The following is a 19,931-nucleotide window of genomic DNA, read 5'->3' on the forward strand; positions in this document are numbered from 1 at the left end:
CGGCGCACGCCACGTCAGGTGTCGGTACCGTCCTTGCGCCGCCGTACGGCGAACACCGCGCCCGCACCCGCCACGACGGCGACACCGCCGACGAGGGCGATGACCGGCAGCGCGGAGCTGGAGCCGGTGTGCGCGAGGTTGCCGCTGCCGGTCGCCGGGGAACCGGCGCCGCCCTGCCCCTTGCTGTCCGAGTCGCTGGGCGTGGCCGTACCCGGGTCCGGGTTGGCGGAGCCGGCCCTCAGGACCTGGAAGTCGTACTGGGCCCAGCCCTCGGCGATGCAGTCCCGCTCGCCCACCCGGTCGAGGTAGGCGCCGGAGCCGAAGGAGTAGGCGTCACCGGCCCGCGCCCCGGCGTCGACGTTCAGGCGCAGCTCGACCGACCGGGAGGCGTGCGCCGCGAGCGTGGTGTCGAGGAACTCGTCGCCCGCCCAGTCGCCGTCGCCGATCCGGGTCCAGCCGTCGCCGTCCTTGAACTCCAGCTCGACGTACGGGCTGAGGAACTCCGACTCCTCCAGCTCGTAGTTCTCGACCTCGGCGTAGAGGTGGACGTCCTCGATCGGGGCGTCGGAGTCGTTGGTGACGACCAGCCGGAAGGTGTGGTGGCCGTCGCCCGCGACGATCTTGCCGGGCAGGCCCTTGATGTCCGCGGAGATCTTGGCGTCGTGGCCGGCGTCGACGTCCTCGCAGAAGGGGATGTCCGGCTCGGACGGCTCCGGGCTCGGCTCGGGCTTCTGGGACGAGCTCTCGGTGGCCGAGGGAGAGGACGTGGCCGTGGCCGTGCCGGTCGGTGTGCTGGTGCCGGTCGGAGTGCTGGTGGCCGTCGCGGTGCCGGTGGGCGTGCCTGTCCCGGTCGGCGTCCCGCTGTCGGCCGGTGTGACCGAGGCGGTGACGTTCGCCGGGTCGGCCGGGTCCGCGAAGGCGACAGAGGCGGACAGCAGGGCGAGCGGCGTCACGACCGCCGTGGCGGCGGCCGCCGCCACGGCACGGCTGAGCTTCATGCGGACCTCTGGATCACGGGTGAGCTGTGGTTTGCCCAGTTGGATCGGTGAGGCCGCTGAACGGTTGTCCCGCGATCACACAGTTTTTATGTGATCCGGGTCACTTATTGGGGGCTGAGGGGCGGGGGAGGGTGGCGGCGGGAGAGGGGGACGGTTCCCGCCGGCCGGCCCCGGGCGTCCCCGGAGCCGGCCGTTCTCTTGGGTGACCGGGCTGCTGTCCCCTGCCGTCCGGTCACGACCCTGGAGCGAGGTCCCACGACGCACGGCACGTTCCGCACGTCTCATCGCCCCAGCGAGCCACGCGTGGTTCTTCGGGCCCGCCCCTGGCTGACGCGGACAACCAGAGCAACGAAGCCGTTCGCGTGCCGTCACGCGCCGTACGGGTGAGTCGGGGGTCGAACTCAGATCCGGCCCCGGCACAGTTCGAGGAGCTTCATGGCGAGGGTGGTGCCGGGCCTGCCCAGGGCCTCGCTGTAGTGGCCGAGGACCTCCATCTCGCGGGAGAGGTTCACCCGGCGCCCGCCGGAGGTGATCCGGGCCTCCTGGATGACGGACGATACGGCCATGCGTTCCTGGATCAGTCCGATGATCCGGTCGTCCAGCGCGTCGATGCGCTCCCTGGCGCCGCTGATCACATCGGCGGCCTCGGGGGTGCGGGCGCCGGTCCTCTCGGCGGGGGTGATCGCGGGGGTGACGGTCTTCCCGGTGGCGGCGGGGGTGATCGCGGAGGGGGCGGTCTTGTCGGGGGCGGTGGTGGTCACGGGGGGCTCCTTGTGTCGGAAGGGCCGCCCCGGAGCGACAGGACCCGGAAAACGTCAGACGCCCCGGGCCTTGTCGGCCCGGGGCGCCTGGGAAGTCGCTCGGCGTCAGCTCAAGCAGCACGACCATGGCACCCGGCGGGCCGGTTGCCATAGGTAAACAGGAAGGTCGTCTGCGTGAGCATGGGGCTCAGTATGCCGCGTGGCGGGGGACGGACCAAGGCGGTTCGGATGCTGAGACGGGCGGCGGCGGGGAGTGGCGGGGGGTGGCGGAGGGCCTCCAGGGGTGCGCACACCGGCGGCCGGACCAGTCCCGCCCGCGCGTCGGTAGAATCAGCCACACAGCCCCCGCCCGACCACCAGAAGGCACCCCGTGTCAACAGCGACTCCCGCTGCCGCCGCCCCCGACACCGTCCTGGTCGTCGACTTCGGTGCGCAGTACGCCCAGCTCATCGCCCGTCGAGTCCGCGAGGCCCGGGTCTACAGCGAGATCGTGCCGAGCACCATGCCGGTCCAGGAGATGCTCGCCAAGAACCCGGCGGCCATCATCCTCTCCGGCGGCCCCTCGTCCGTGTACGAGCAGGGCGCCCCTCGTCTCGACCGCGCGCTCTTCGAGGCCGGCGTCCCCGTCTTCGGCATGTGCTACGGCTTCCAGCTCATGGCCCAGAGCCTGGGCGGCACCGTCGACAACACCGGCGCCCGCGAGTACGGCCGTACCGACCTGCACGTCTCGAAGTCGTCCTCCACGCTGTTCGAGGGCACGCCCGCCGAGCAGCACGTGTGGATGTCGCACGGCGACGCCTGCTCCGCCGCCCCCGAGGGCTTCACCGTCACGGCCTCCACGGACGTCGTCCCGGTCGCCGCCTTCGAGAACGACGACAAGAAGCTCTACGGCGTCCAGTACCACCCGGAGGTCATGCACTCCACGCACGGCCAGCAGGTCCTGGAGCACTTCCTGTACCGGGGCGCGGGCCTGAAGCCGACGTGGACCACCGGCAACGTCATCGAGGAGCAGGTCGCCGCGATCCGCGAGCTGGTCGGCGACAGGCGCGCGATCTGCGGTCTGTCCGGCGGCGTGGACTCCGCCGTCGCCGCCGCCCTCGTGCAGCGGGCCATCGGCTCCCAGCTGACCTGCGTCTACGTCGACCACGGTCTGATGCGCAAGGGCGAGACCGAGCAGGTCGAGAAGGACTTCGTCGCGGCCACCGGCGTGCACCTGAAGGTCGTCGACGCGGAGGAGCGGTTCCTGGCGGCTCTCGCCGGTGTCTCCGACCCGGAGGAGAAGCGGAAGATCATCGGCCGCGAGTTCATCCGCGTCTTCGAGCAGGCGCAGGCCGAGATCATCGCGGACGAGGGCCCGGCGGTGGAGTTCCTCGTGCAGGGCACCCTGTACCCGGATGTCGTCGAGTCCGGCGGCGGCACCGGCACGGCGAACATCAAGTCGCACCACAACGTCGGCGGCCTGCCCGAGGACCTCGAGTTCCAGCTCATCGAGCCGCTGCGCAAGCTGTTCAAGGACGAGGTCCGCATGGTCGGCCAGGAGCTCGGCCTGCCGGAGGAGATCGTCCAGCGGCAGCCGTTCCCCGGCCCCGGCCTGGGCATCCGTATCGTCGGCGAGGTCACCAAGGACCGCCTGGACCTCCTGCGCGACGCCGACGCCATCGCCCGCGAGGAGCTCACGGCCGCCGGTCTCGACCGCGAGATCTGGCAGTGCCCGGTGGTCCTGCTGGCGGACGTCCGCAGCGTCGGCGTCCAGGGCGACGGCCGCACCTACGGCCACCCGATCGTCCTGCGCCCGGTGTCCAGCGAGGACGCCATGACCGCCGACTGGTCGCGCCTGCCGTACGACGTGCTGGCGCGGATCTCCACGCGGATCACCAACGAGGTGCGCGACGTCAACCGGGTCGTCGTCGACGTGACGAGCAAGCCCCCGGGCACCATCGAGTGGGAGTAGGCGTCATGTGCGCTTGATCGTGCGCACAGGCTCACCAGGCTTCCAGATCTGGAGGACGAGGTACTTGTCGTCCTCGACGTAGGTCCGCACGACCTCCGTCAGCTCGGTGCGAAAGAGGTGGAACGGCCCCGGCGGTTCCACCTCTTTCGCGTGTGCGGCCTTCGCCGCCGGATCGTCCACCTCGAAGGCCAGCCCGCCAATGCGTACGTCGCCGCCGCCCATCCCCGTCCCCTCGCCCGGGTTCGCCTGGAGCGCGAAACGTGGGTCCCGGCGCAGGTCGAGCGCCTTCAGTGAGTCCGGCATCATGTCCAGCCACAGCTCACCGTGCAGAAAGTGAACCTCCAGGCCGGTGGTGCGGGGCGTGCCGTCCTTGCGGAGGGTGGCGAGGACATGGTGCGTGAAGGCGCCGAAACGCTGCTCGACCGTCCGGGCGAGATCGGGTTCGGCGGTGGTGAAGGTGTGCCAGTTCGCTGCCATACGGCGAGTGTGGCGCGGATACCCGACATGCGCTGTCGGGTATCCGGGTGGTCATACGCCGTGGGCCGGGCCGGGACGCAACGAGGCGGGGTGTGCGCTGCGGGCCGCAGGACGTGAGGCGCACGCCGTGCGGCAGGCGTCACGCCCTACGCGGCAGGCGTCACGCCCTATGCGGCGTCGACGCCGAGCAGGGCCGCCGCATCGCCGCCGCCCTGGGTTCCCACAAGGCCCTCGTCCTGCGCAACCACGGGCTCCTCACCGTCGGCGACTCGATCGACGCCGCCGCCTGGTGGTTCATCTCCATGGAGCGCTCCGCCCAGGTCCAGCTCACCGCCCGCGCGGCCGGGCGCCCCGTCCTCATCGACCACCGCATGGCCGTCGCCACCCGCGAACAGCTCGGCGGCGACCTGGTGGCCTGGATCAACTACCAGCCCCTGTGGCGGGACATCAGCCGAACCGAACCGGAGCTGCTGAGCTAGGGGCCACCCAGCGGGCTGGGCGTCGCAGGGCGCAGGCCGCCAAGGGGTCGGCGCCCTCCCGCAGCCGCAGCCGCAGCCGCCCCCGCCTGCGGTCGGGCTCGGGCTCGTACACCACGCCCGACACGGCCTCCAGCGGTACGGCGACCTCCCCGTACGTCTGCCGGAACAGTGACACCGAGCGGTGCAGTCCCGGGGTGATGCGGACGGTGCCGCCGTCGAAGGCCCAGGTCCCGTCCCGCTGGATGATCTCGGCCATGGGGAGATTCTCCCAGCCGGGTCATCACGTCCCGGTTCCCCTCCCTCTCCTCCCTCCCGTCCCTCCGGCCCCGCGAGGACACGCCCAAGACATTCCGGTGTCCAGGTACTGAGCGCCACCCGCCTTTCCTACGTATGGTCGATCGAGGGGTCACGTCACGTGGGCGAGAGGTGGCTGGCAGCGATGACTCACGGTTTCCATCCCAATACGCACACGCCCTATCCCGGCGGCGCCCGCGGCTGGCGCGACACCGCCTCGCAGTACGCGCTCCTTCCGCTGCGCGTCTTCCTCGGCGTCACCTTCATCTACGCCGGCCTGGACAAACTCACCGACAGCGCCTTCATGCAGGATTCCGGCGCCGGTTCCATCGGCGAGATGATGCGGAGCGTCCGGGACTCCGCCGCCATCCCGGCGATGGTCGACCTGGCCCTGGAGAGCCCCGTCGGCTTCGGCTACGCCATCGCCTTCGGGGAACTCGCCGTCGGCCTGGGCACCCTGTTCGGCCTGTTCGCCCGTCTCGCCGCACTGGGCGGTGCCCTGATCTCCCTGAGCCTGTGGCTCACGGTGAGCTGGGCCTCCGACCCGTACTACTACGGCAACGACCTCGCCTATCTGATGGCCTGGATCCCCCTGGTCCTCGCGGGTGCGCCCTACCTCTCGCTGGACGCGGTCCTGCACGCCCGACGACGGCACGACTAGTGCCCCGACAGGCAACGTTCGCCCCGTCGCGACGCCCGGCACGCCCTCTCGCCGCACCGGGCACAGACCCAAGTACATCCAGTACGAGGGCCTGCACCCGGCACACCGAGAGCACGCGCCGGACGCCGCTCCTTGACGGGCAAACGCTGCCTGCCGGGGCACTAGCCCGGCGACGGCACCGTCAGGGGGTGGTCGGGCCGGCCGCGGAGGGGTCGCCCCCGCGGCGACGGCGCATGCCGCGGCCCACCAGTCCGGCCACGCCGGCCAGACACAGGCCGCCCACGATGATCGGTATCACCACGAACCACGGCGTCTTCCAGGCGCCGCCCGCGTCACCCGCGTAGAGAACTCCCGCGGCGGCGACGGACAGACCGGCCACCAGCTTTCCCGGCCGGAACTCATGACGCAGCACGGCTCACCTCCGCTTGTCCCATACCGACCTGAAGGTCGAGTTCGAGGACGCCTGCGGCCTCGGTGCCCTTGGCCGGGGCCAGGGTCGTCTCCTTCGTCCTGCCCGCGGCCACGTCCACGTCCTGTTTGTCCTCGCCGGGCAGCTGGATGTCACCGATGCCCACCTCGATGTTCGCCTTCACGGTCACGTCCGGCGGGACGACGATCAGCAGCCGGCCCAGGCCGACCTCGGCGCTGGTGCTGACCCGCTGGCCCCGGGGGAGGTCGAGCCGCGACAGGTCCAGCGTGCCGACCCCGGTGCCGAGCTCGTACTGCGGCCGTACGTCCGCCACTGCGGCCGGGCGCCACGTCGTGCGGGTCCACTGGGTGCCGATGTCCTTGGGCAGGGCCGCCGCCGCGGCCAGCAGCCCGGCCGTGAGGACAGCGAGGAACACCGACCCGGCGCCCGTACGCCCCAGAAACGCGCTCACCGATATACCCACGCCGAGGACGATCAGCGTGCAGGCCAGTCCTGCCTGCACGCTGGTCCCCAGCGGGTGTTCCTCCCAGGTCAGCCGAATGGTCAGGGCGCCCGCGAGCAGGGCGAGCAGACAGACCCAGCCACCGATCCAGCGCTGGCCGCGGGGCCTTCGCCGTTCGGGGCGAGCGGTGCGCGGGGCCTGGGCGCCGTGCTCGTAGGCGCCGCGGCCGATGGTGACGGCGGCCGCGATGTCCCGGTCGCGGGAGTCGCGCGGCCCCCACAGATATCCGGTGCCGCCGACGTGCTTGCCGTCCTTGACGATGGGCTCGCGCCACCAGGACGGGTAGGAGGCGGGCACCGGCGGTGCCTGGGCCTCCGGCGGGGCGTCCGCGACGGCCTGGGCGGCGAGCGGGTCGGGGTCGGGGGCCCCGCGCCGCTGCGACCAGTATCCGGCGCCCGCGAGGAGGAGCGAGAGGATGACGGCGAAGGTGAGCACCCCGCCGTTGTTCATCATCGTCAGGAAGCATCCGCAGCCGACCAGCGCGAACAGCACCGCGGCGAGGGCCTGGCCGTCGACCCGGCCGGTCAGCAGCTTGCGCACCTCGTTCTCGTCCTCGTCCTCGTCCGGGAGGAAGAGCCAGGCGAAGCCGTAGAAGATCAGGCCGATGCCGCCGGTCGCGGCCAGCACGGCGAGCGTGATGCGGAAGATCACCGGGTCCATGTCGCACTGCCGGCCCAGACCCGAGCACACCCCCGCGATCATCTTGTGCTCCCGCTCGCGACGCAGCCGGCGCTTCGGCTCGGGCCCGCCGTCGGCCCCGGCCGCCTCGGCCGCGCCCGGGTCGCCGGACGGGACTGCGTCGGCGGGTTCACCAGCGGAGGCGGAGCCGACGGAGCCCGGGGGCCCGGCGTCGGCCGGCTGCGTCCCCTTCTTCTTCCGCGCGCCCGCCCGCCCGTGCGCGCCCGCGTGCCCGCCCGCGCCCGCGTGTGCGCGCGGGTCCGCGTGCGCGCCCACGCCGGTGCCCGAGGGCGGTTCCCCGCCCGCCGAGGCCGCGGGCGGGCCGGATGCGCCGCCCGTGTCGGCGCCGGCGTCCGCGGCGTGCTGGTGATCTGTCATGAGTCCATGGTGACGGCCCGGTCGGCGCGGCGGCAGTCGGTACGACCCTGGCCGGACCCTGATATCGCCCCTGAGACGGCGGGCGGGAGGCGTTCGAGGGACACGCCGGTCGAAGATCAGGGGCGTCTCGGGGGACAACCCTGATGCCCCGCCACGTCCGGCCGTGTGACCATCGATGACATGCCGGAAGCCGCAGCAGCACCCCTCGCCGAACCGCGGCCGCCGCGCAAGCTCTACCGCAGCAGCGACGGACGCTGGCTGGGTGGTGTGGCGCGGGGGCTCGCCGGGCATCTCGGGCTGCCCGTGATCTGGGTGCGGCTCGTCTTCGTCGGCCTGTTCATGGCGGACGGCCTCGGCGCGCTGCTGTACGCGGCCTTCTGGTTCTTCGTGCCACTGGGCGTCGGCGGGGTCGACGCGCAGCGGCCGCCCTCCCTGGTCACCGCGGAGACCGCGCCCGACGGCCGCCGCAGACTGGTCGCGCGCAAGCCGGACAAGGGTCAGATCGTCGCCCTGCTCCTCATGGTCGTCGTGGCCATGGTCTTCGTGGGCAATGTGAATCTGGGCAACGGCGCCAAGGCGTATCTCTGGCCGACCGTGCTGGTCGGCGCGGGCGTCGCCCTCGTCTGGCGCCAGGCGGACAACGCCCGGCGGGCCCGCTGGGTCGAGGTCGGCCGGCGCCGCCGCACGCTCAACGTGCTGCGCGCGGGGGCCGGTGTCCTGCTGGTCACGGCCGGTGTCTCCGGGGTCTTCGTCCTCCAGGGCTCCGCGTCCCACCTCGGCTCGGTCCTCCAGGCCGCACTCGCGGTCCTCGTCGGGATAACGCTCCTCGCCGGGCCCTATCTGGTGCGCATGACGCAGGACCTGTCCGAGGAACGCCTGATGCGCATCCGGGCCCAGGAGAGAGCGGAGGTCGCGGCCCATGTCCACGACTCGGTGCTGCACACCCTGACCCTGATCCAGCGCAACGCGGAGAACGCGGGCGAGGTGCGCCGTCTCGCCCGTGCCCAGGAGCGCGACCTGCGCACCTGGCTCTACAAGCCGGAGGGCACCGGCAAGGACGAGGCCGACGAGCCGACGGCGGTCGCCGACGCGGTGCGGCGCAACGCCGCGGAGGTCGAGGACAAGCACGGCGTCCCGATAGAGGTGGTCGTCGTGGGCGACTGTCCGCTGGACGACAGACTGGGGGCACAGATGCAGGCCGCGCGCGAGGCGATGGTGAACGCCGCCAAGTACGGTGGCGAGGGCGGTGCCGTACAGGTCTACGCCGAGGTCGAGGACAGATCGGTGTTCGTGTCCGTCCGGGACCGCGGCCCCGGTTTCGACCTGGACTCGATACCGGCCGACCGCATGGGCGTTAGAGAATCGATCATCGGCCGCATGGAGCGCAACGGCGGCACGGCGCGGCTGCGCGCGGTGCCCGGCGGCGGCACGGAGGTCGAGCTGGAGATGGAGAGGGCGGAGAAGACGTCATGAGCGACCCGACCGAGACGAACGGCGGCGCGGGAGCCGCGGAGACGGCCGAGAGCGCGGAGGCGTCCGGTGGGCGTCGGGTGCGCGTGGTCCTCGTCGACGACCACCGGATGTTCCGCACCGGCGTGCAGGCCGAGATCGGCCAGACCGCGCAGACCGGTGTCGAGGTGGTCGGCGAGGCGGCGGACGTCGACCAGGCGGTCACCGTCATCACGGCGACCCGGCCCGAGGTGGTCCTGCTGGACGTGCACCTGCCGGGCGGCGGCGGTGTCGAGGTGCTGCGCAGATGTGCACCTTTGATGGCGGACGCCGAGCAGCCGGTGCGTTTCCTGGCGCTGTCCGTGTCGGACGCCGCCGAGGATGTGATCGGCGTGATCCGCGGCGGCGCCCGCGGCTATGTGACCAAGACGATCACCGGGTCCGACCTGATCGCCTCCGTCTTCCGGGTCCAGGAGGGCGACGCCGTCTTCTCGCCCCGGCTGGCCGGGTTCGTGCTCGACGCCTTCGCCTCGACCGACGCTCCGCCGGTCGACGAGGACCTCGACCGGCTCACCCAGCGCGAGCGCGAGGTGCTGCGGCTGATCGCGCGGGGGTACGCGTACAAGGAGATCGCCAAGCAGCTGTTCATCTCTGTGAAGACGGTCGAGTCCCATGTCTCGGCGGTCCTGCGGAAGTTGCAGCTGTCCAACCGGCATGAGCTGACGCGCTGGGCTACGGCGCGGAGGTTGGTCTGACCGTCGGGCAGAGGAGTTCGAACCACACCTCCTTGCCGACGCCGTACTTTCTCCTGTCCGAGCCCCAGTCGTCGGCCAACGCCGCCACCAGCGCGAGTCCCCTGCCCGACTCGTCGTCCGGGGACGCGGTGGCGGGTGTCGGCAGCGTGTCGCCGGCGTCCGTCACCGTGACGCGGACCCGGTCCTCCGAGACCACGCAGCGTGCCCAGATCTCCCGGCCGGGCGGGACCTTCGCGTGGCGGTACGCGTTCGTCATCAGCTCGCTCAGGAGTAGTTCCGCCGTGTCCGTCACCTCCTGCGGCAGCTCCCAGGAGGCCGCCTGTTCGCGGAACAGCGCGCGTGCCCTGCCCGCGCTTCGGGCGTGACGCGGCAGTCGCCACTCGATGTCCTTCGGGGCGGCCGTCGTGGGGGGCTGGGGCCACGGGGTCTGCATGCGCGGTTCATTCCTTGCGTCGAAGTTCTCGAATTCGGCCAGATCACCGTCCCGGGTCGCGCGTAGTCTCACGAGTAACGGCTCGGGTACAGCGGGTGGTTGTACCCGGCGTGGTCCCGGCGGAGGTGTGCGTGTCGACCGAGGTGAACTCCCAGCCGCCGATCGCCTGGCGGTACTGCGGCAGCCAGATCAAGATGTGGCGCACGGATGCCGGTGTCGGGCGGGAGGCGCTGGCCAAGGAGGCCGGCTACGACTACGAGTACGTCAAGTCGATGGAGAACGGGCGGCGTCGCCCGACACTGCGGTTGTTGCAGGTCGCGGACCAGGTGTGCGGGGCGGGTGGGAAGCTCGTTGCGGCTCAGGAGTATCTGAAGCCGGAGCCGTTTCCGGCGCGGTCGCAGGAGTTCATGGCCATCGAGGCCGAAGCGATCGGCTTCACGTGCTATGAGCCGCTGCTCATTCCGGGCTTGTTGCAGACGGAGGATTATGCGCGGGCGCTGATCGGGGGCAGTTGTCCTCCCCTGGACGATGAGACGGTTGCCGAGCGCGTGGCTGCGAGGCTGCGCCGTCAAGAAGCGCTGAGTCGACGGATCGGCGTGCTTTACAGCTTCCTGATCTATGAAGCCGCGTTGCGGACAGATCTCGGTGGCAGGGACGTCATGAGGGCGCAGCTCATGCATCTCCTCGAAGTGGGCCAGATGCGCAACGTGTCGGTTCAAGCGCTACCTGTCGGCCGCTGCAACGGTGTTGCCCTCGCTGGACCCATTGTTCTGCTGGAATCACCGGAGCATGACACCTTCGCCTACGTTGAAGGGCCGGAGGTGAGCGTGTTGCACGCCAGTCCGGACAAGGTGAGTGCACTGAACCAAAGGCATGCCATGATCCGCATGCATGCCCTCAGTATTGAGGAGTCAGCCGAGTTCATCGGAGGAGTGGCGGAGGAGCTATGAGCGACAGCCTGGTGTGGTTCAAGTCCAGCTACAGCGATGACCAGGGCGGCAACTGCCTCGAAGTCGCCCTCGACTGGAGGAAGTCCAGCTACAGCGATGACCAGGGCGGCGCGTGCCTCGAAGTCGCCCCCTGTCCCGGCACCGTCCACGTCCGGGACTCGAAGCTCGGGGCCCGGAGCCCCCGGTTCGCTGTCGCCGGGGCGGCCTGGACCGCGTTCGTCGCCCACGCCCGTACCGGCGCTTGAGCTTCGAGCGTCAAGGGTCGAGATCCGAGCGCTGTTTGCGAGGAATGGGTGGTTGGTCTTAACCCACCACCCACCCTCCCGTGCGCCACGGGCGCTCCTCGTTCAGCGCTCAACTGGCGCCTGTACCAGGCTTCGTGACTTTTCGTGACCAGCTTGCGACGCACTGTCCACACCCTCTAGCGTTCGCAGCAACAAACAACCCCGGTCGGGTGCTACCAACACCCGCCGGGGTCTCACCCCAAGATCGAAAGAGCGATCTCGTGGCTTGCGAAAACTCTAGCGCCGCCCTCCCCGCCTCCGCACACCCCACGGCCAACCCGGGCTACGGAAAACGAACCGTCCCGGTCCAGCCCGGCACCGCCTCCCGCGCCGCCGCGGACTTCTCGCACCTCCCCGCCCGCGAGGCGTACATCGCCGCGTTCGTCGACCGGCTGCCCGACGGCGCCGCCATGGACATCAAGAGCCTCGCCAAGGTCCTGCCGCTGTACGGCCAGCAGGCGGTCCGCAGCGCCCTCAACGCCCTGTCGCGGGCCGGTCACCTGCACCGCGCCCGGGGCCTGGCCACCACCAGTGAGAGCGGCACCCGATGGGTCTTCCGGACCTACTGGTCCCGCACCGCTCGGGACGACACCTGGTGGGCGGCCTGCCTGGGAGCCGGTGAGGTTCCCGAGAGGCCATCCGATGCGCCCGTCAACCCGACGCCCGCGCACACCACCCCATCCGCCGACGCGCCGGACCCGCCCGCGGTGGCCGAGTGCCACGCCACCACCGCCTACCGCGTCCTCGCCCGGCTCGGCAGCCATGAACCCCGGCTCGCCCTGTCCGCCGCCGACTGCGAGGCTCTGACGGACCTGGTCGTCCCCTGGCTGGAGCGTGGTGCGAGCACCGTCTACCTGATCCGGGCCCTGACCGGCGGTCTGCCCGACAGCGTCCACATGCCGCGTGCGTTCGTGGCCCGGCGGCTGCGGGACAAGCTGCCGCCCGAACCTGCGCCCGTACCTGCGCCCGTACCCGACCCCGCCGTTTCGCCGGAGGAGGCGTCCGACGGCGGGCCGTGCACGGCACCCACAGCCACACCCGCACGCCGTCTCATGCCCGAGTGCACCGAGTGCGGTGTGCCAGGACGCCCGGCAGCCTTCGTCGGAGGCCTGTGCCGGGGCTGCCGTACAGTCACCGGCCGTACAGTCACCGGCCGTGCGGTCACCGGCCTTACAGTCACCGGCCGTACGGCCACCGAGGGCGCGGCGCCCTGGAGGCACGGCCCCCGCTCACGCCACCCGGGTCGCTCCCGCGAAGGGCATCTCGTCGATCGGGGCCACCCGGACCGGGGCGGAGGGGTTGGGGGCGTGGATCATCTGGCCGTTGCCGACGTAGATGCCGACATGGCTGACGGCGGAGTAGAAGAACACCAGGTCGCCGGGCTGGAGTTCGGAGCGGGAGACGCGGCGGCCGGCGCCGATCTGGGCGTAGGTCGTGCGGGGCAGTTCGATGCCCGCGGAGCGGTAGGCGGCCAGGACGAGGCCGGAGCAGTCGAAGGCGTTGGGGCCGGTGGCGCCCCAGACGTAGGGGCTGCCGAGCTTGCTGTACGCGTAGGAGACGGCGGCCGAGGCGCGTGAGGTGGGGGCGGCGGGCGCGGCGGCCGAGCCGGGTGCCCACAAGGGGTCGCGGGCGGTCGTCGCGTCGCGCGAGGCGCGGGCCGGGTCGGTGGCGGTGCCGGTCGCGCTGAGGCGGCCGCGCTCCTCGGCGGTGAGCTGGGACAGCAGCCTGCGGGCCGTTTCCAGCTTGCCGGTGACTGTCGTGCGGTGCCGTTTCAGCTCTGCCTGGCGCGACTTCAGCGAGGTCAGCTGGATCCGTGCGGCGCCGCGCAGCTGCTCGATCTCGCGGAGCTGTTCGCGGACGCGGTGCACGGCGGCGGACTGGCGGTCGCCTGCGCGTTCGGCGAAGGCGGCGTGGTCGAGGAAGGTGTCGGGGTCGTCGGACAGGGCGAGGCGCAGGGCGGGATCGAGGCCGCCCTGGCGGTACTGGGCCGCGGCGATCGAACCCAGGGCGTCCCGGGCCGCGTTGAGGCGGTCCTCCTCACGGGCCGCCTCGTCGCGCAGCTCCTTGAGCCGCTGCTCGGCGGTGTCGGCCTTCTCCTTTGCGCCGTTGTACTTCTCGGTGGCCACCTCGGCCTCCTGATACAGCTTGTCCACCCTGGCCTTGACCTGTGCCGGGGTCAGTTCCGGGGCGGCCTGTCCGACGCCCTCGAAGGCGGTCGCGCCGGCGGCCCCGGCGAGGGCGAGGGTGGCCGCGGTACGGAGGGTGTTGCCGCCGACGAAGCGCTGTCTGGACTTTCGGTGCGCTGCCACGTGGACCTGCACGTCCTTTCCTGTGCCCGCCGGGATGTCCCCGCGGGGCGCGGGGACCGTACGGCCGCCAGGGGGAGCGGCGTGCGGGGCGCCGGGTGACGTCCCGCGGGTCCGGCGGCGCCCGCACAGGGGGAGCGAGTGCCGCCGGACCTTCTCGGCGGTGGCGTCCGGCTGCCGCCCCTGGCCCGGGCGGCGGTGGGGAGCCGGTCACCTGGAGCAGGACGTTAGACCCGAGAGTGACGACTCGGTAACGCGATGTGCGGAAGTGCCGGGAGCGGACCGGTAGGTGACCGCATATGACCGGGGACTGGGACCGGGGCGCTCGACTTCACGGACTGCGATGACCGAAGTCGGTGTTCCGGGGCCCGTGGGCGAGGCCGGGTGCTATGGAACGCATATATGCAGGGGCGGGCAGGCCGGTGTGAGAGGGCGGGCGGGCCCTGGTTAGGCTCCGGCCTCATGGACGTACTCATCCATCTCTTCGTGGGCCTGCACATCATCGGCATCGCCTCGCTCCTGGGCGGCTTCCTCACCCAGATGAAAGCGATGGGCCGGGGCACCGCGCGCTTCGTCCCGGCGATGCTGCACGGCGCCCTGACGATGCTGGTCACCGGTGTGATCCTGGTCGGCCTCAACCAGGCCGACGACCAGCCGGTGAACAACATCAAGGTGGGCGTGAAGCTGGCCCTGCTGATCGTGATCCTGGGCCTCGTCTATGTGAAGCGGGACGAGGAGACGGTGGACAAGCGCCTGTTCGGGCTGGTCGGCCTGCTGACCACGGTGAACGTCTTCATCGCCGTGCTCTGGACCTGACCCCTTCCGAAGCGTGCCGCGGGGCCCGGTCGCCGCGCAGCTCGGCCCGCGCCGCCGCGACGGCCAGGACGGCCACCGCCAGCCAGACGGCCATGGCGATCCACAGCAGCACCTGCCCCGGGCCCTTGAGCCACGGGATGTCGACGGCGGCGGACACGGACAGCATCGCCGCCGCCGTCATGCCCATCGGGAAGACGGTGCACCAGCGTCTGACGTCGTAGCCCGGCCGCGGCCACCCCACCTCGGCGGCGAGCAGGACCGCGTAGCAGGCGACGTCGAGCACGAGCAGGGTGAGGGTGACCGAGCGCAGGACGTCGAAGTCGTCCTCGTTCCACAGGTAGAGCCGCGCGCTGTCGGCGGCGATCAGCTTCGACCCGGCCAGCGCGGAGACGGCCAGTGCGCCGCCCGCGATCCAGTGGTCTCCGGCTCCCTCGGTCACCTGGCGCAGATCGAAGCGGGCCAGCGCGAAGCCGTACCCGACCAGGCCGCACCAGAACAGCACCATGGCGGCGCGCGCGAGCCAGCCCACCGCCTCCGCCCCCGCCAGGGTCGCCCCCAGCACGGCGAGCCCCTGCGTGGCCACGCAGCCCAGGAACACCGCTCCCGGCATCCGCTGCTTCCAGTGCCCGACCACGTCCACCAGCAGCAGCGGCCACAGCAGCGCGGCCAGCGCCAGCAGCGCGTAGGCCAGGGACTGCCAGCCCAGCGTGGAGAAGCGGGTACCCAGCACGGTCGTCGCGGCCACCGCCGTGAGCGCCGCCGGGGACCCCGCCTCGTCGAGCCACCGCTGCCGCTCCCGCAGCAGCCGTACGACGAAGTCGGCCGCCAGTCCCAGCCAGGCGAGGCAGGCCAGGACGAGCAGGATCCGCGACAGCGCCTCGTAGCCGGACAGATGCAGTCCGACCGACAGGATGCCGGTCGCCATCACGGCGGCCCCGGCCGCGGGCGGACGCCGCGCCCACCAGGCGCGCAGGGAAGTGGTGGTACCGGGCATGCGCCCGATGCTAGGAACCAGCCCGCGCCGCGCACGCGGGCCACGCGCGCAGGCGCGGACGAATCCAAGCGGTCCCGCCGAACAGCCCACACCGGCCGCGCCCGGGCCCGCCTCCGCCCACGCGCGCGTGCCGGGCGCACGGCCCTTCACGCGCGCGTGCCGAAAGGAAACGACGCCCTCACGCGCGCGTGAGGGCGGAAACGATGCCCTGCACGCGCGCGTGGCGAACCGTTCGGCCCTCACGCGCGCGTGCCGCGCTCGTTCGTCAGGCCGGCCGCACCACGCTGTGGATCGAGGACTCGCCGTCGTAGTAGATCGACTCCTCGCGGACGTAGGCACCCGGCTTCGGGGCGTGGATCATCATGCCGTTGCCGATGTAGAGGCCGACGTGGCTGATGTCGTCGTAGAAGAAGACGAGGTCGCCGGGCTGGGCGTCGGCCAGGGAGACCGTGGTGCCCGCGCCGACCTGGTCCCAGGTGGTGCGCGGGAGGTCGACGCCGGCGGCCTTCCAGGCGGCCTGGGTGAGGCCGGAGCAGTCGTAGGAGTCGGGCCCGGTCGCGCCCCACACGTACGGCTTGCCGATCTGGGTGCGGGCGAAGGCGAGCGCCTTGTCGGCCTTCGAGGAGTACGAGGAGTCCGGCGCGGGCGTGGACGGCGTCTCGGAAGTGGAGGGCGACGGGCTCGGCTCCGCCTCCTGCTGGGCCGCGGCCTCGGCGGCCTCCCGCTCGCGCTGCTCCTCGGCCTGCTGCGCGGCGAGCTCGGCGGCCTTGCGGGCGGCCTCCTCGCGCTGCTTCTCCTCGATGGCCGCGAGCCGGGCCTTCTCCTCGGCGGTCAGCTGCGACAGCAGCTCGCGCGCGTCGGAGAGCTTCTTCTGGACGGTGGCCTTGGCCGTCTTCAGCTCGGTCTGCGAGTCGGTCAGCGTCGCGAGGCTCTCGGTGGCCTCACGGCGCTTCTCCATGGTCGCGGACTGCTGGGTGACGTAGTCGTCGACCGCATCCTTCTGACGGCCGGTCAGACGGTCCATCAGCTGGCTCTGGTCGAAGTAGTCCTGCGGGGTGTCGGCGAGCAGGAAGGTCGCCGTGTCGGGCGCGGCGGCGCCGGTGCGGTACTGGGCGGCGGCGAAGGAACCGAGTTCCTCGCGCGCCTCGTTGAGCTTCTGGGTGCGCTCGGCCACGTCGTCCAGGAGGGTGTCGACGCGCTTGCGCTGCTTGGTGGTCCGCTCCTTGGCGGAGTTGTACTTCTCGGTCGCCGACTCCGCCTGACGGTAGAGATCGTCGACCTTCTTCTCGACTTCCTCCAGGCTCGGCCGGTCGTCGTCCGAGGGGGCGGCGTTGGCCGTCTGGGACAGCAGGGCCACGGAGGTGAGGGCCGCCGTGGCCAGGGCGGGGGTCCGTATGCCTGCGACACGCGTCCCGGCGGGACGCGGCTTGCGGTGCGACGCCAAGAGAGGCGACTCCTTCCATCGGCCGCCTACCGAGTTAGCTGTCGGGTTCGGGCGGGTGGTTCGGAAGGGTTGCCCTACGGCTCGCTCCCGTGCGGGAGTGGGCCGATTCACCCCGGGATCGTTGGGTCCCCGGCTCCGGGCGTACCGGACTCGGCGGAGGCGGTACGGCCCGGCGTCGTTCGCCGGAGGGGGTCGTACGGCCTGCCCGGAACCGTAGCCAACTCGTGTGGTGCGTGTGAAGGTTGGTGGGTGATATGCCCGATACATTTTTGTGACCTCGACCTGGGCGGTCCGGTATCGGCGCTGGCGGTGTCAGCGAGGTCACGTAGGGTGGCGGCCGGGGAGTTCCCGGGACGGCAACCGGTTGTCAGTGGGGCCGCCTAGACTCGGAGAGCGATGAGCAGCCTCTTTGACGACAGCTTCCTGGCGAACCTCCAGGCCCCTCGCGGGCACGAGGAGGAGCACCCGCCGCCGCCCGAGGACGAGCATGCTCCGGAGCCCGTTCCGGAGGATCTGTTCGGCGGGAAGTTCGACGTGCCCCCGGACCGGGACGAGTACTACCGCGACGGCGCCCCGCGGCCGGTGATCGACGCGGCGGCACTGCTGGACGGGCTGAACGACAACCAGCGGGCCGCGGTCGTCCACTCCGGCTCCCCGCTGCTCATCGTGGCCGGTGCCGGCTCCGGCAAGACCCGTGTGCTCACCCACCGCATCGCCCATCTGCTCGCCGAGCGGGACGTGCACCCGGGCCAGGTCCTCGCGATCACCTTCACCAACAAGGCCGCGGGCGAGATGAAGGAGCGCGTCGAGCAGCTCGTCGGCCCGCGGGCGGGCGCGATGTGGGTGATGACCTTCCACAGCGCGTGCGTGCGCATCCTGCGCCGCGAGTCCAAGAAGCTCGGCTTCACGTCGTCCTTCTCGATCTACGACGCCGCCGACTCCAAGCGACTGATGGCCCTGGTCTGCCGCGACCTGGACCTCGACCCCAAGCGCTTCCCGCCGAAGTCCTTCAGCGCCAAGATCAGCAACCTGAAGAACGAGCTGATCGACGAGGAGGACTTCGCCGCCCAGGCCGCCGACGGCTTCGAGAAGACCCTCGCCCAGGCCTACGCGATGTACCAGTCACGGCTGCGCGAGGCGAACGCCCTCGACTTCGACGACCTGATCATGACGACGGTCAATCTGCTGCGCGCCTTCCCGGACGTCGCCGAGCACTACCACCGCCGCTTCCGGCACGTCCTGGTCGACGAGTACCAGGACACCAACCACGCCCAGTACGCACTGGTGCGCGAGCTGGTGGGCACCAGGGAGCACCCGGTCGACGTACCGCCCAGCGAGTACGACGTGCCGCCCGCCGAGCTCTGCGTCGTGGGTGACGCCGACCAGTCGATCTACGCCTTCCGCGGCGCGACCATCCGCAACATCCTCCAGTTCGAGGAGGACTACCCGGACGCGACGACGATCCTGCTGGAGCAGAACTACCGCTCCACCCAGACGATCCTCTCCGCGGCCAACGCGGTCATCGAGCGCAACGAGTCCCGCCGCCCCAAGAACCTGTGGACCAACGCGGGCGCGGGCGCGCAGATCACCGGCTATGTCGCCGACACCGAGCACGACGAGGCGCAGTTCGTCGCCGACGAGATAGACCGCCTCACGGACGCGGGCGAGGCCAAGGCCGGGGACATGGCGGTCTTCTACCGCACCAACGCCCAGTCCCGTGTCTTCGAAGAGGTCTTCATCCGGGTCGGCCTGCCCTACAAGGTCGTCGGCGGTGTCCGCTTCTACGAGCGCAAGGAGGTCCGGGACGTCCTGGCCTATCTGCGGGTGCTGGCCAACCCGGAGGACTCCGTCCCGCTGCGGCGCATCCTCAACGTGCCCAAGCGAGGCATCGGCGAGCGCGCCGAGGCGATGATCGACGCCCTGTCCCAGCGGGAGAGGATCAGCTTCCCGCAGGCGCTCAAGCGAGTCGACGAGGCGTACGGCATGGCCGCCCGGTCGACCAACGCGGTCAAGCGGTTCAACACGCTGATGGAGGAACTCCGGACGATCGTGGAGTCCGGCGCGGGACCGGCCACCGTCCTGGAGGCCGTCCTCGAACGCACCGGGTATCTGGCCGAGTTGCAGGCCTCCACCGACCCGCAGGACGAGACCCGCATCGAGAACCTCCAGGAACTCGCCGCCGTGGCACTGGAGTTCGAGCAGGAGTCGGAGGAAACCCCGGGCGGGCTGTCGGACTTCCTGGAGCGTGTCGCGCTGGTCGCCGACTCCGACCAGATCCCCGACGAGGACGAGGAAGGCTCCGGCGTCATCACCCTGATGACCCTGCACACCGCCAAGGGCCTGGAGTTCCCCGTCGTCTTCCTGACCGGCATGGAGGACGGCGTCTTCCCGCACATGCGGGCCCTCGGCCAGACGAAGGAGCTGGAGGAGGAACGCCGCCTCGCCTACGTCGGCATCACGCGCGCGCGTGAGCGGCTGTATCTCACGCGCTCGACGTTGCGCAGCGCGTGGGGGCAGCCGTCGTACAACCCGCCCTCCCGCTTCCTGGAGGAGATCCCGCCCACGCATCTGCAGTGGAAGCGCACGGGGGCGACCGCGCGCGTCTCCTCAGGCCCGGTCTCCGGGATCGCCGCTTCGCTGTCCTCCTCCCGCTCGCGCTCCTCGGCGGCGGGTGCCTCGGGCTTCGCCACCCGCCGCACCTCGGAGCAGCCGGTCGTCGGGCTCGCGGTCGGCGACCGCGTCACCCACGACCAGTTCGGGCTCGGCACGGTGATGGCAGTCAAGGGCACCGGCTCCAACGCCGAGGCGACGGTCGACTTCGGCGACGCCAAGCCGAAGCGGCTGCTGCTGCGGTACGCCCCGGTGGAGAAGCTCTGACGGAAGACCACGAA

The 19,931-nt window shown here is 71.4% G+C and carries 17 protein-coding genes, 2 pseudogenes and 1 riboswitch; of the genes and pseudogenes, 9 read left to right on the plus strand and 10 right to left on the minus strand.

The genetic code is table 11. The annotated features are described in order from the left end of the window. Window positions 1-14: 14 nt before the first annotated feature. Both ABZZ79_RS29920 and ABZZ79_RS29925 read right to left on the minus strand, forming a co-directional pair. Window positions 15-998: an LAETG motif-containing sortase-dependent surface protein gene (locus ABZZ79_RS29920; RefSeq protein ID WP_356693979.1), complete on the minus strand. Its 984-nt coding sequence runs from the start codon at window positions 996-998 to the stop codon at window positions 15-17. 401 nt (window positions 999-1,399) lie between these two features. After that, a complete protein-coding gene (locus ABZZ79_RS29925; RefSeq protein ID WP_356694097.1) occupies window positions 1,400-1,681 on the minus strand; it encodes a chorismate mutase in 282 nt (93 codons plus the stop codon). Window positions 1,682-2,129: 448 nt separating this feature from the next. On the opposite strand from ABZZ79_RS29925, the gene guaA reads away from it, so the two are divergent. After that, the gene (guaA, locus tag ABZZ79_RS29930) at window positions 2,130-3,710 is read left to right on the plus strand and encodes a glutamine-hydrolyzing GMP synthase (protein ID WP_356693981.1); all 1,581 of its coding nucleotides are present in this window, start codon (window positions 2,130-2,132) and stop codon (window positions 3,708-3,710) included. A 3-nt stretch (window positions 3,711-3,713) separates the two neighbouring features. On the opposite strand, the gene ABZZ79_RS29935 is transcribed toward guaA, so the two are convergent. Beyond that, window positions 3,714-4,187, minus strand: coding sequence for a pyridoxamine 5'-phosphate oxidase family protein (locus ABZZ79_RS29935; protein ID WP_356693983.1), 474 nt, complete (start codon window positions 4,185-4,187; stop codon window positions 3,714-3,716). 176 nt (window positions 4,188-4,363) lie between these two features. Between ABZZ79_RS29935 and ABZZ79_RS29940 the strand changes: the two are divergent. Next, window positions 4,364-4,666, plus strand: a pseudogene (locus ABZZ79_RS29940) (class II aldolase/adducin family protein); the annotation flags it as partial. A 40-nt stretch (window positions 4,667-4,706) separates the two neighbouring features. Here the strand turns inward: ABZZ79_RS29940 and ABZZ79_RS29945 are convergent. Then, a pseudogene (locus ABZZ79_RS29945) lies at window positions 4,707-4,922 on the minus strand (DUF4429 domain-containing protein); the annotation flags it as partial. Between the two features lie 183 nt (window positions 4,923-5,105). Here ABZZ79_RS29945 and ABZZ79_RS29950 point away from each other — a divergent pair. After that, window positions 5,106-5,621, plus strand: coding sequence for a DoxX family protein (locus tag ABZZ79_RS29950; RefSeq protein WP_356693985.1), 516 nt, complete (start codon window positions 5,106-5,108; stop codon window positions 5,619-5,621). A 181-nt stretch (window positions 5,622-5,802) separates the two neighbouring features. Here ABZZ79_RS29950 and ABZZ79_RS29955 read toward each other — a convergent pair whose 3' ends face one another. Both ABZZ79_RS29955 and ABZZ79_RS29960 read right to left on the minus strand, forming a co-directional pair. After that, complete coding sequence (locus ABZZ79_RS29955; RefSeq protein ID WP_356693987.1) at window positions 5,803-6,033, minus strand: hypothetical protein; 231 nt, start codon at window positions 6,031-6,033, stop codon at window positions 5,803-5,805. After that, window positions 6,020-7,609 (minus strand): PspC domain-containing protein, encoded by a 1,590-nt coding sequence (locus ABZZ79_RS29960; protein ID WP_356693989.1) that lies wholly within the window; start codon window positions 7,607-7,609, stop codon window positions 6,020-6,022. Before ABZZ79_RS29960 ends, ABZZ79_RS29955 begins: the two co-directional genes overlap by 14 nt. A 180-nt stretch (window positions 7,610-7,789) precedes the next feature. On the opposite strand from ABZZ79_RS29960, the gene ABZZ79_RS29965 reads away from it, so the two are divergent. Beyond that, entirely contained in the window at window positions 7,790-9,082 is a 1,293-nt protein-coding gene (locus ABZZ79_RS29965; RefSeq protein ID WP_356693991.1) for a PspC domain-containing protein, read from the plus strand. Continuing rightward, window positions 9,079-9,813, plus strand: coding sequence for a response regulator transcription factor (locus ABZZ79_RS29970; protein ID WP_356693993.1), 735 nt, complete (start codon window positions 9,079-9,081; stop codon window positions 9,811-9,813). Before ABZZ79_RS29965 ends, ABZZ79_RS29970 begins: the two co-directional genes overlap by 4 nt. Here ABZZ79_RS29970 and ABZZ79_RS29975 read toward each other — a convergent pair. Then, window positions 9,791-10,246 (minus strand): ATP-binding protein, encoded by a 456-nt coding sequence (locus ABZZ79_RS29975; protein ID WP_356693995.1) that lies wholly within the window; start codon window positions 10,244-10,246, stop codon window positions 9,791-9,793. The genes ABZZ79_RS29970 and ABZZ79_RS29975 overlap by 23 nt on opposite strands. A 131-nt stretch (window positions 10,247-10,377) precedes the next feature. Here ABZZ79_RS29975 and ABZZ79_RS29980 point away from each other — a divergent pair, with 131 nt between their 5' ends. Both ABZZ79_RS29980 and ABZZ79_RS29985 read left to right on the plus strand, forming a co-directional pair. Next, window positions 10,378-11,196 carry a helix-turn-helix transcriptional regulator gene (locus ABZZ79_RS29980; protein ID WP_356693997.1) on the plus strand — a complete coding sequence of 273 codons (819 nt, stop codon included), beginning with the start codon at window positions 10,378-10,380 and terminating at the stop codon, window positions 11,194-11,196. Beyond that, window positions 11,193-11,441 carry a DUF397 domain-containing protein gene (locus ABZZ79_RS29985; protein ID WP_356693999.1) on the plus strand — a complete coding sequence of 83 codons (249 nt, stop codon included), beginning with the start codon at window positions 11,193-11,195 and terminating at the stop codon, window positions 11,439-11,441. The genes ABZZ79_RS29980 and ABZZ79_RS29985 overlap by 4 nt, the downstream gene beginning before the upstream one ends. A gap of 1,268 nt (window positions 11,442-12,709) precedes the next feature. Here ABZZ79_RS29985 and ABZZ79_RS29990 read toward each other — a convergent pair. Next, window positions 12,710-13,789, minus strand: a complete 1,080-nt coding sequence (locus ABZZ79_RS29990) for an NlpC/P60 family protein (RefSeq protein WP_356694001.1) — start codon at window positions 13,787-13,789, stop codon at window positions 12,710-12,712. A 459-nt stretch (window positions 13,790-14,248) separates the two neighbouring features. Here ABZZ79_RS29990 and ABZZ79_RS29995 point away from each other — a divergent pair, with 459 nt between their 5' ends. Continuing rightward, on the plus strand, window positions 14,249-14,602 hold the full coding sequence (locus ABZZ79_RS29995) for a hypothetical protein (protein ID WP_356694003.1): 354 nt from the start codon (window positions 14,249-14,251) through the stop codon (window positions 14,600-14,602). On the opposite strand, the gene ABZZ79_RS30000 is transcribed toward ABZZ79_RS29995, so the two are convergent. Both ABZZ79_RS30000 and ABZZ79_RS30005 read right to left on the minus strand, forming a co-directional pair. Continuing rightward, window positions 14,580-15,596 (minus strand): tellurite resistance/C4-dicarboxylate transporter family protein, encoded by a 1,017-nt coding sequence (locus tag ABZZ79_RS30000; RefSeq protein WP_356694005.1) that lies wholly within the window; start codon window positions 15,594-15,596, stop codon window positions 14,580-14,582. The genes ABZZ79_RS29995 and ABZZ79_RS30000 overlap by 23 nt on opposite strands. Window positions 15,597-15,861: 265 nt before the next feature. Next, complete coding sequence (locus tag ABZZ79_RS30005; RefSeq protein WP_356694007.1) at window positions 15,862-17,040, minus strand: NlpC/P60 family protein; 1,179 nt, start codon at window positions 17,038-17,040, stop codon at window positions 15,862-15,864. Window positions 17,041-17,047: 7 nt separating this feature from the next. Beyond that, a riboswitch (cyclic di-AMP (ydaO/yuaA leader) is annotated at window positions 17,048-17,206 on the minus strand. Window positions 17,207-17,436: 230 nt separating this feature from the next. On the opposite strand from ABZZ79_RS30005, the gene pcrA reads away from it, so the two are divergent. Beyond that, on the plus strand, window positions 17,437-19,917 hold the full coding sequence (gene pcrA / locus ABZZ79_RS30010; RefSeq protein WP_356694009.1) for a DNA helicase PcrA: 2,481 nt from the start codon (window positions 17,437-17,439) through the stop codon (window positions 19,915-19,917). Window positions 19,918-19,931: the final 14 nt, after the last annotated feature.

This window comes from Streptomyces sp. NPDC006458 (genome assembly GCF_040612135.1).
GTDB lineage: Bacteria > Actinomycetota > Actinomycetes > Streptomycetales > Streptomycetaceae > Streptomyces.

Bases quoted from the DNA above. Each gene is read 5' to 3' on its own strand.
- ABZZ79_RS29920 (WP_356693979.1), bottom strand. From the start codon at position 998: ATGAAGCTCAGCCGTGCCGTGGCGGCGGCCGCCGCCACGGCGGTCGTG.
- ABZZ79_RS29935 (WP_356693983.1), bottom strand. From the start codon at position 4,187: ATGGCAGCGAACTGGCACACCTTCACCACCGCCGAACCCGATCTCGCC.
- ABZZ79_RS29950 (WP_356693985.1), top strand. From the start codon at position 5,106: ATGACTCACGGTTTCCATCCCAATACGCACACGCCCTATCCCGGCGGC.
- ABZZ79_RS29960 (WP_356693989.1), bottom strand. From the start codon at position 7,609: ATGACAGATCACCAGCACGCCGCGGACGCCGGCGCCGACACGGGCGGC.
- ABZZ79_RS29965 (WP_356693991.1), top strand. From the start codon at position 7,790: ATGCCGGAAGCCGCAGCAGCACCCCTCGCCGAACCGCGGCCGCCGCGC.
- ABZZ79_RS29970 (WP_356693993.1), top strand. From the start codon at position 9,079: ATGAGCGACCCGACCGAGACGAACGGCGGCGCGGGAGCCGCGGAGACG.
- ABZZ79_RS29975 (WP_356693995.1), bottom strand. From the start codon at position 10,246: ATGCAGACCCCGTGGCCCCAGCCCCCCACGACGGCCGCCCCGAAGGAC.
- ABZZ79_RS29985 (WP_356693999.1), top strand. From the start codon at position 11,193: ATGAGCGACAGCCTGGTGTGGTTCAAGTCCAGCTACAGCGATGACCAG.
- ABZZ79_RS29995 (WP_356694003.1), top strand. From the start codon at position 14,249: ATGGACGTACTCATCCATCTCTTCGTGGGCCTGCACATCATCGGCATC.
- ABZZ79_RS30000 (WP_356694005.1), bottom strand. From the start codon at position 15,596: ATGCCCGGTACCACCACTTCCCTGCGCGCCTGGTGGGCGCGGCGTCCG.
- pcrA (WP_356694009.1), top strand. From the start codon at position 17,437: ATGAGCAGCCTCTTTGACGACAGCTTCCTGGCGAACCTCCAGGCCCCT.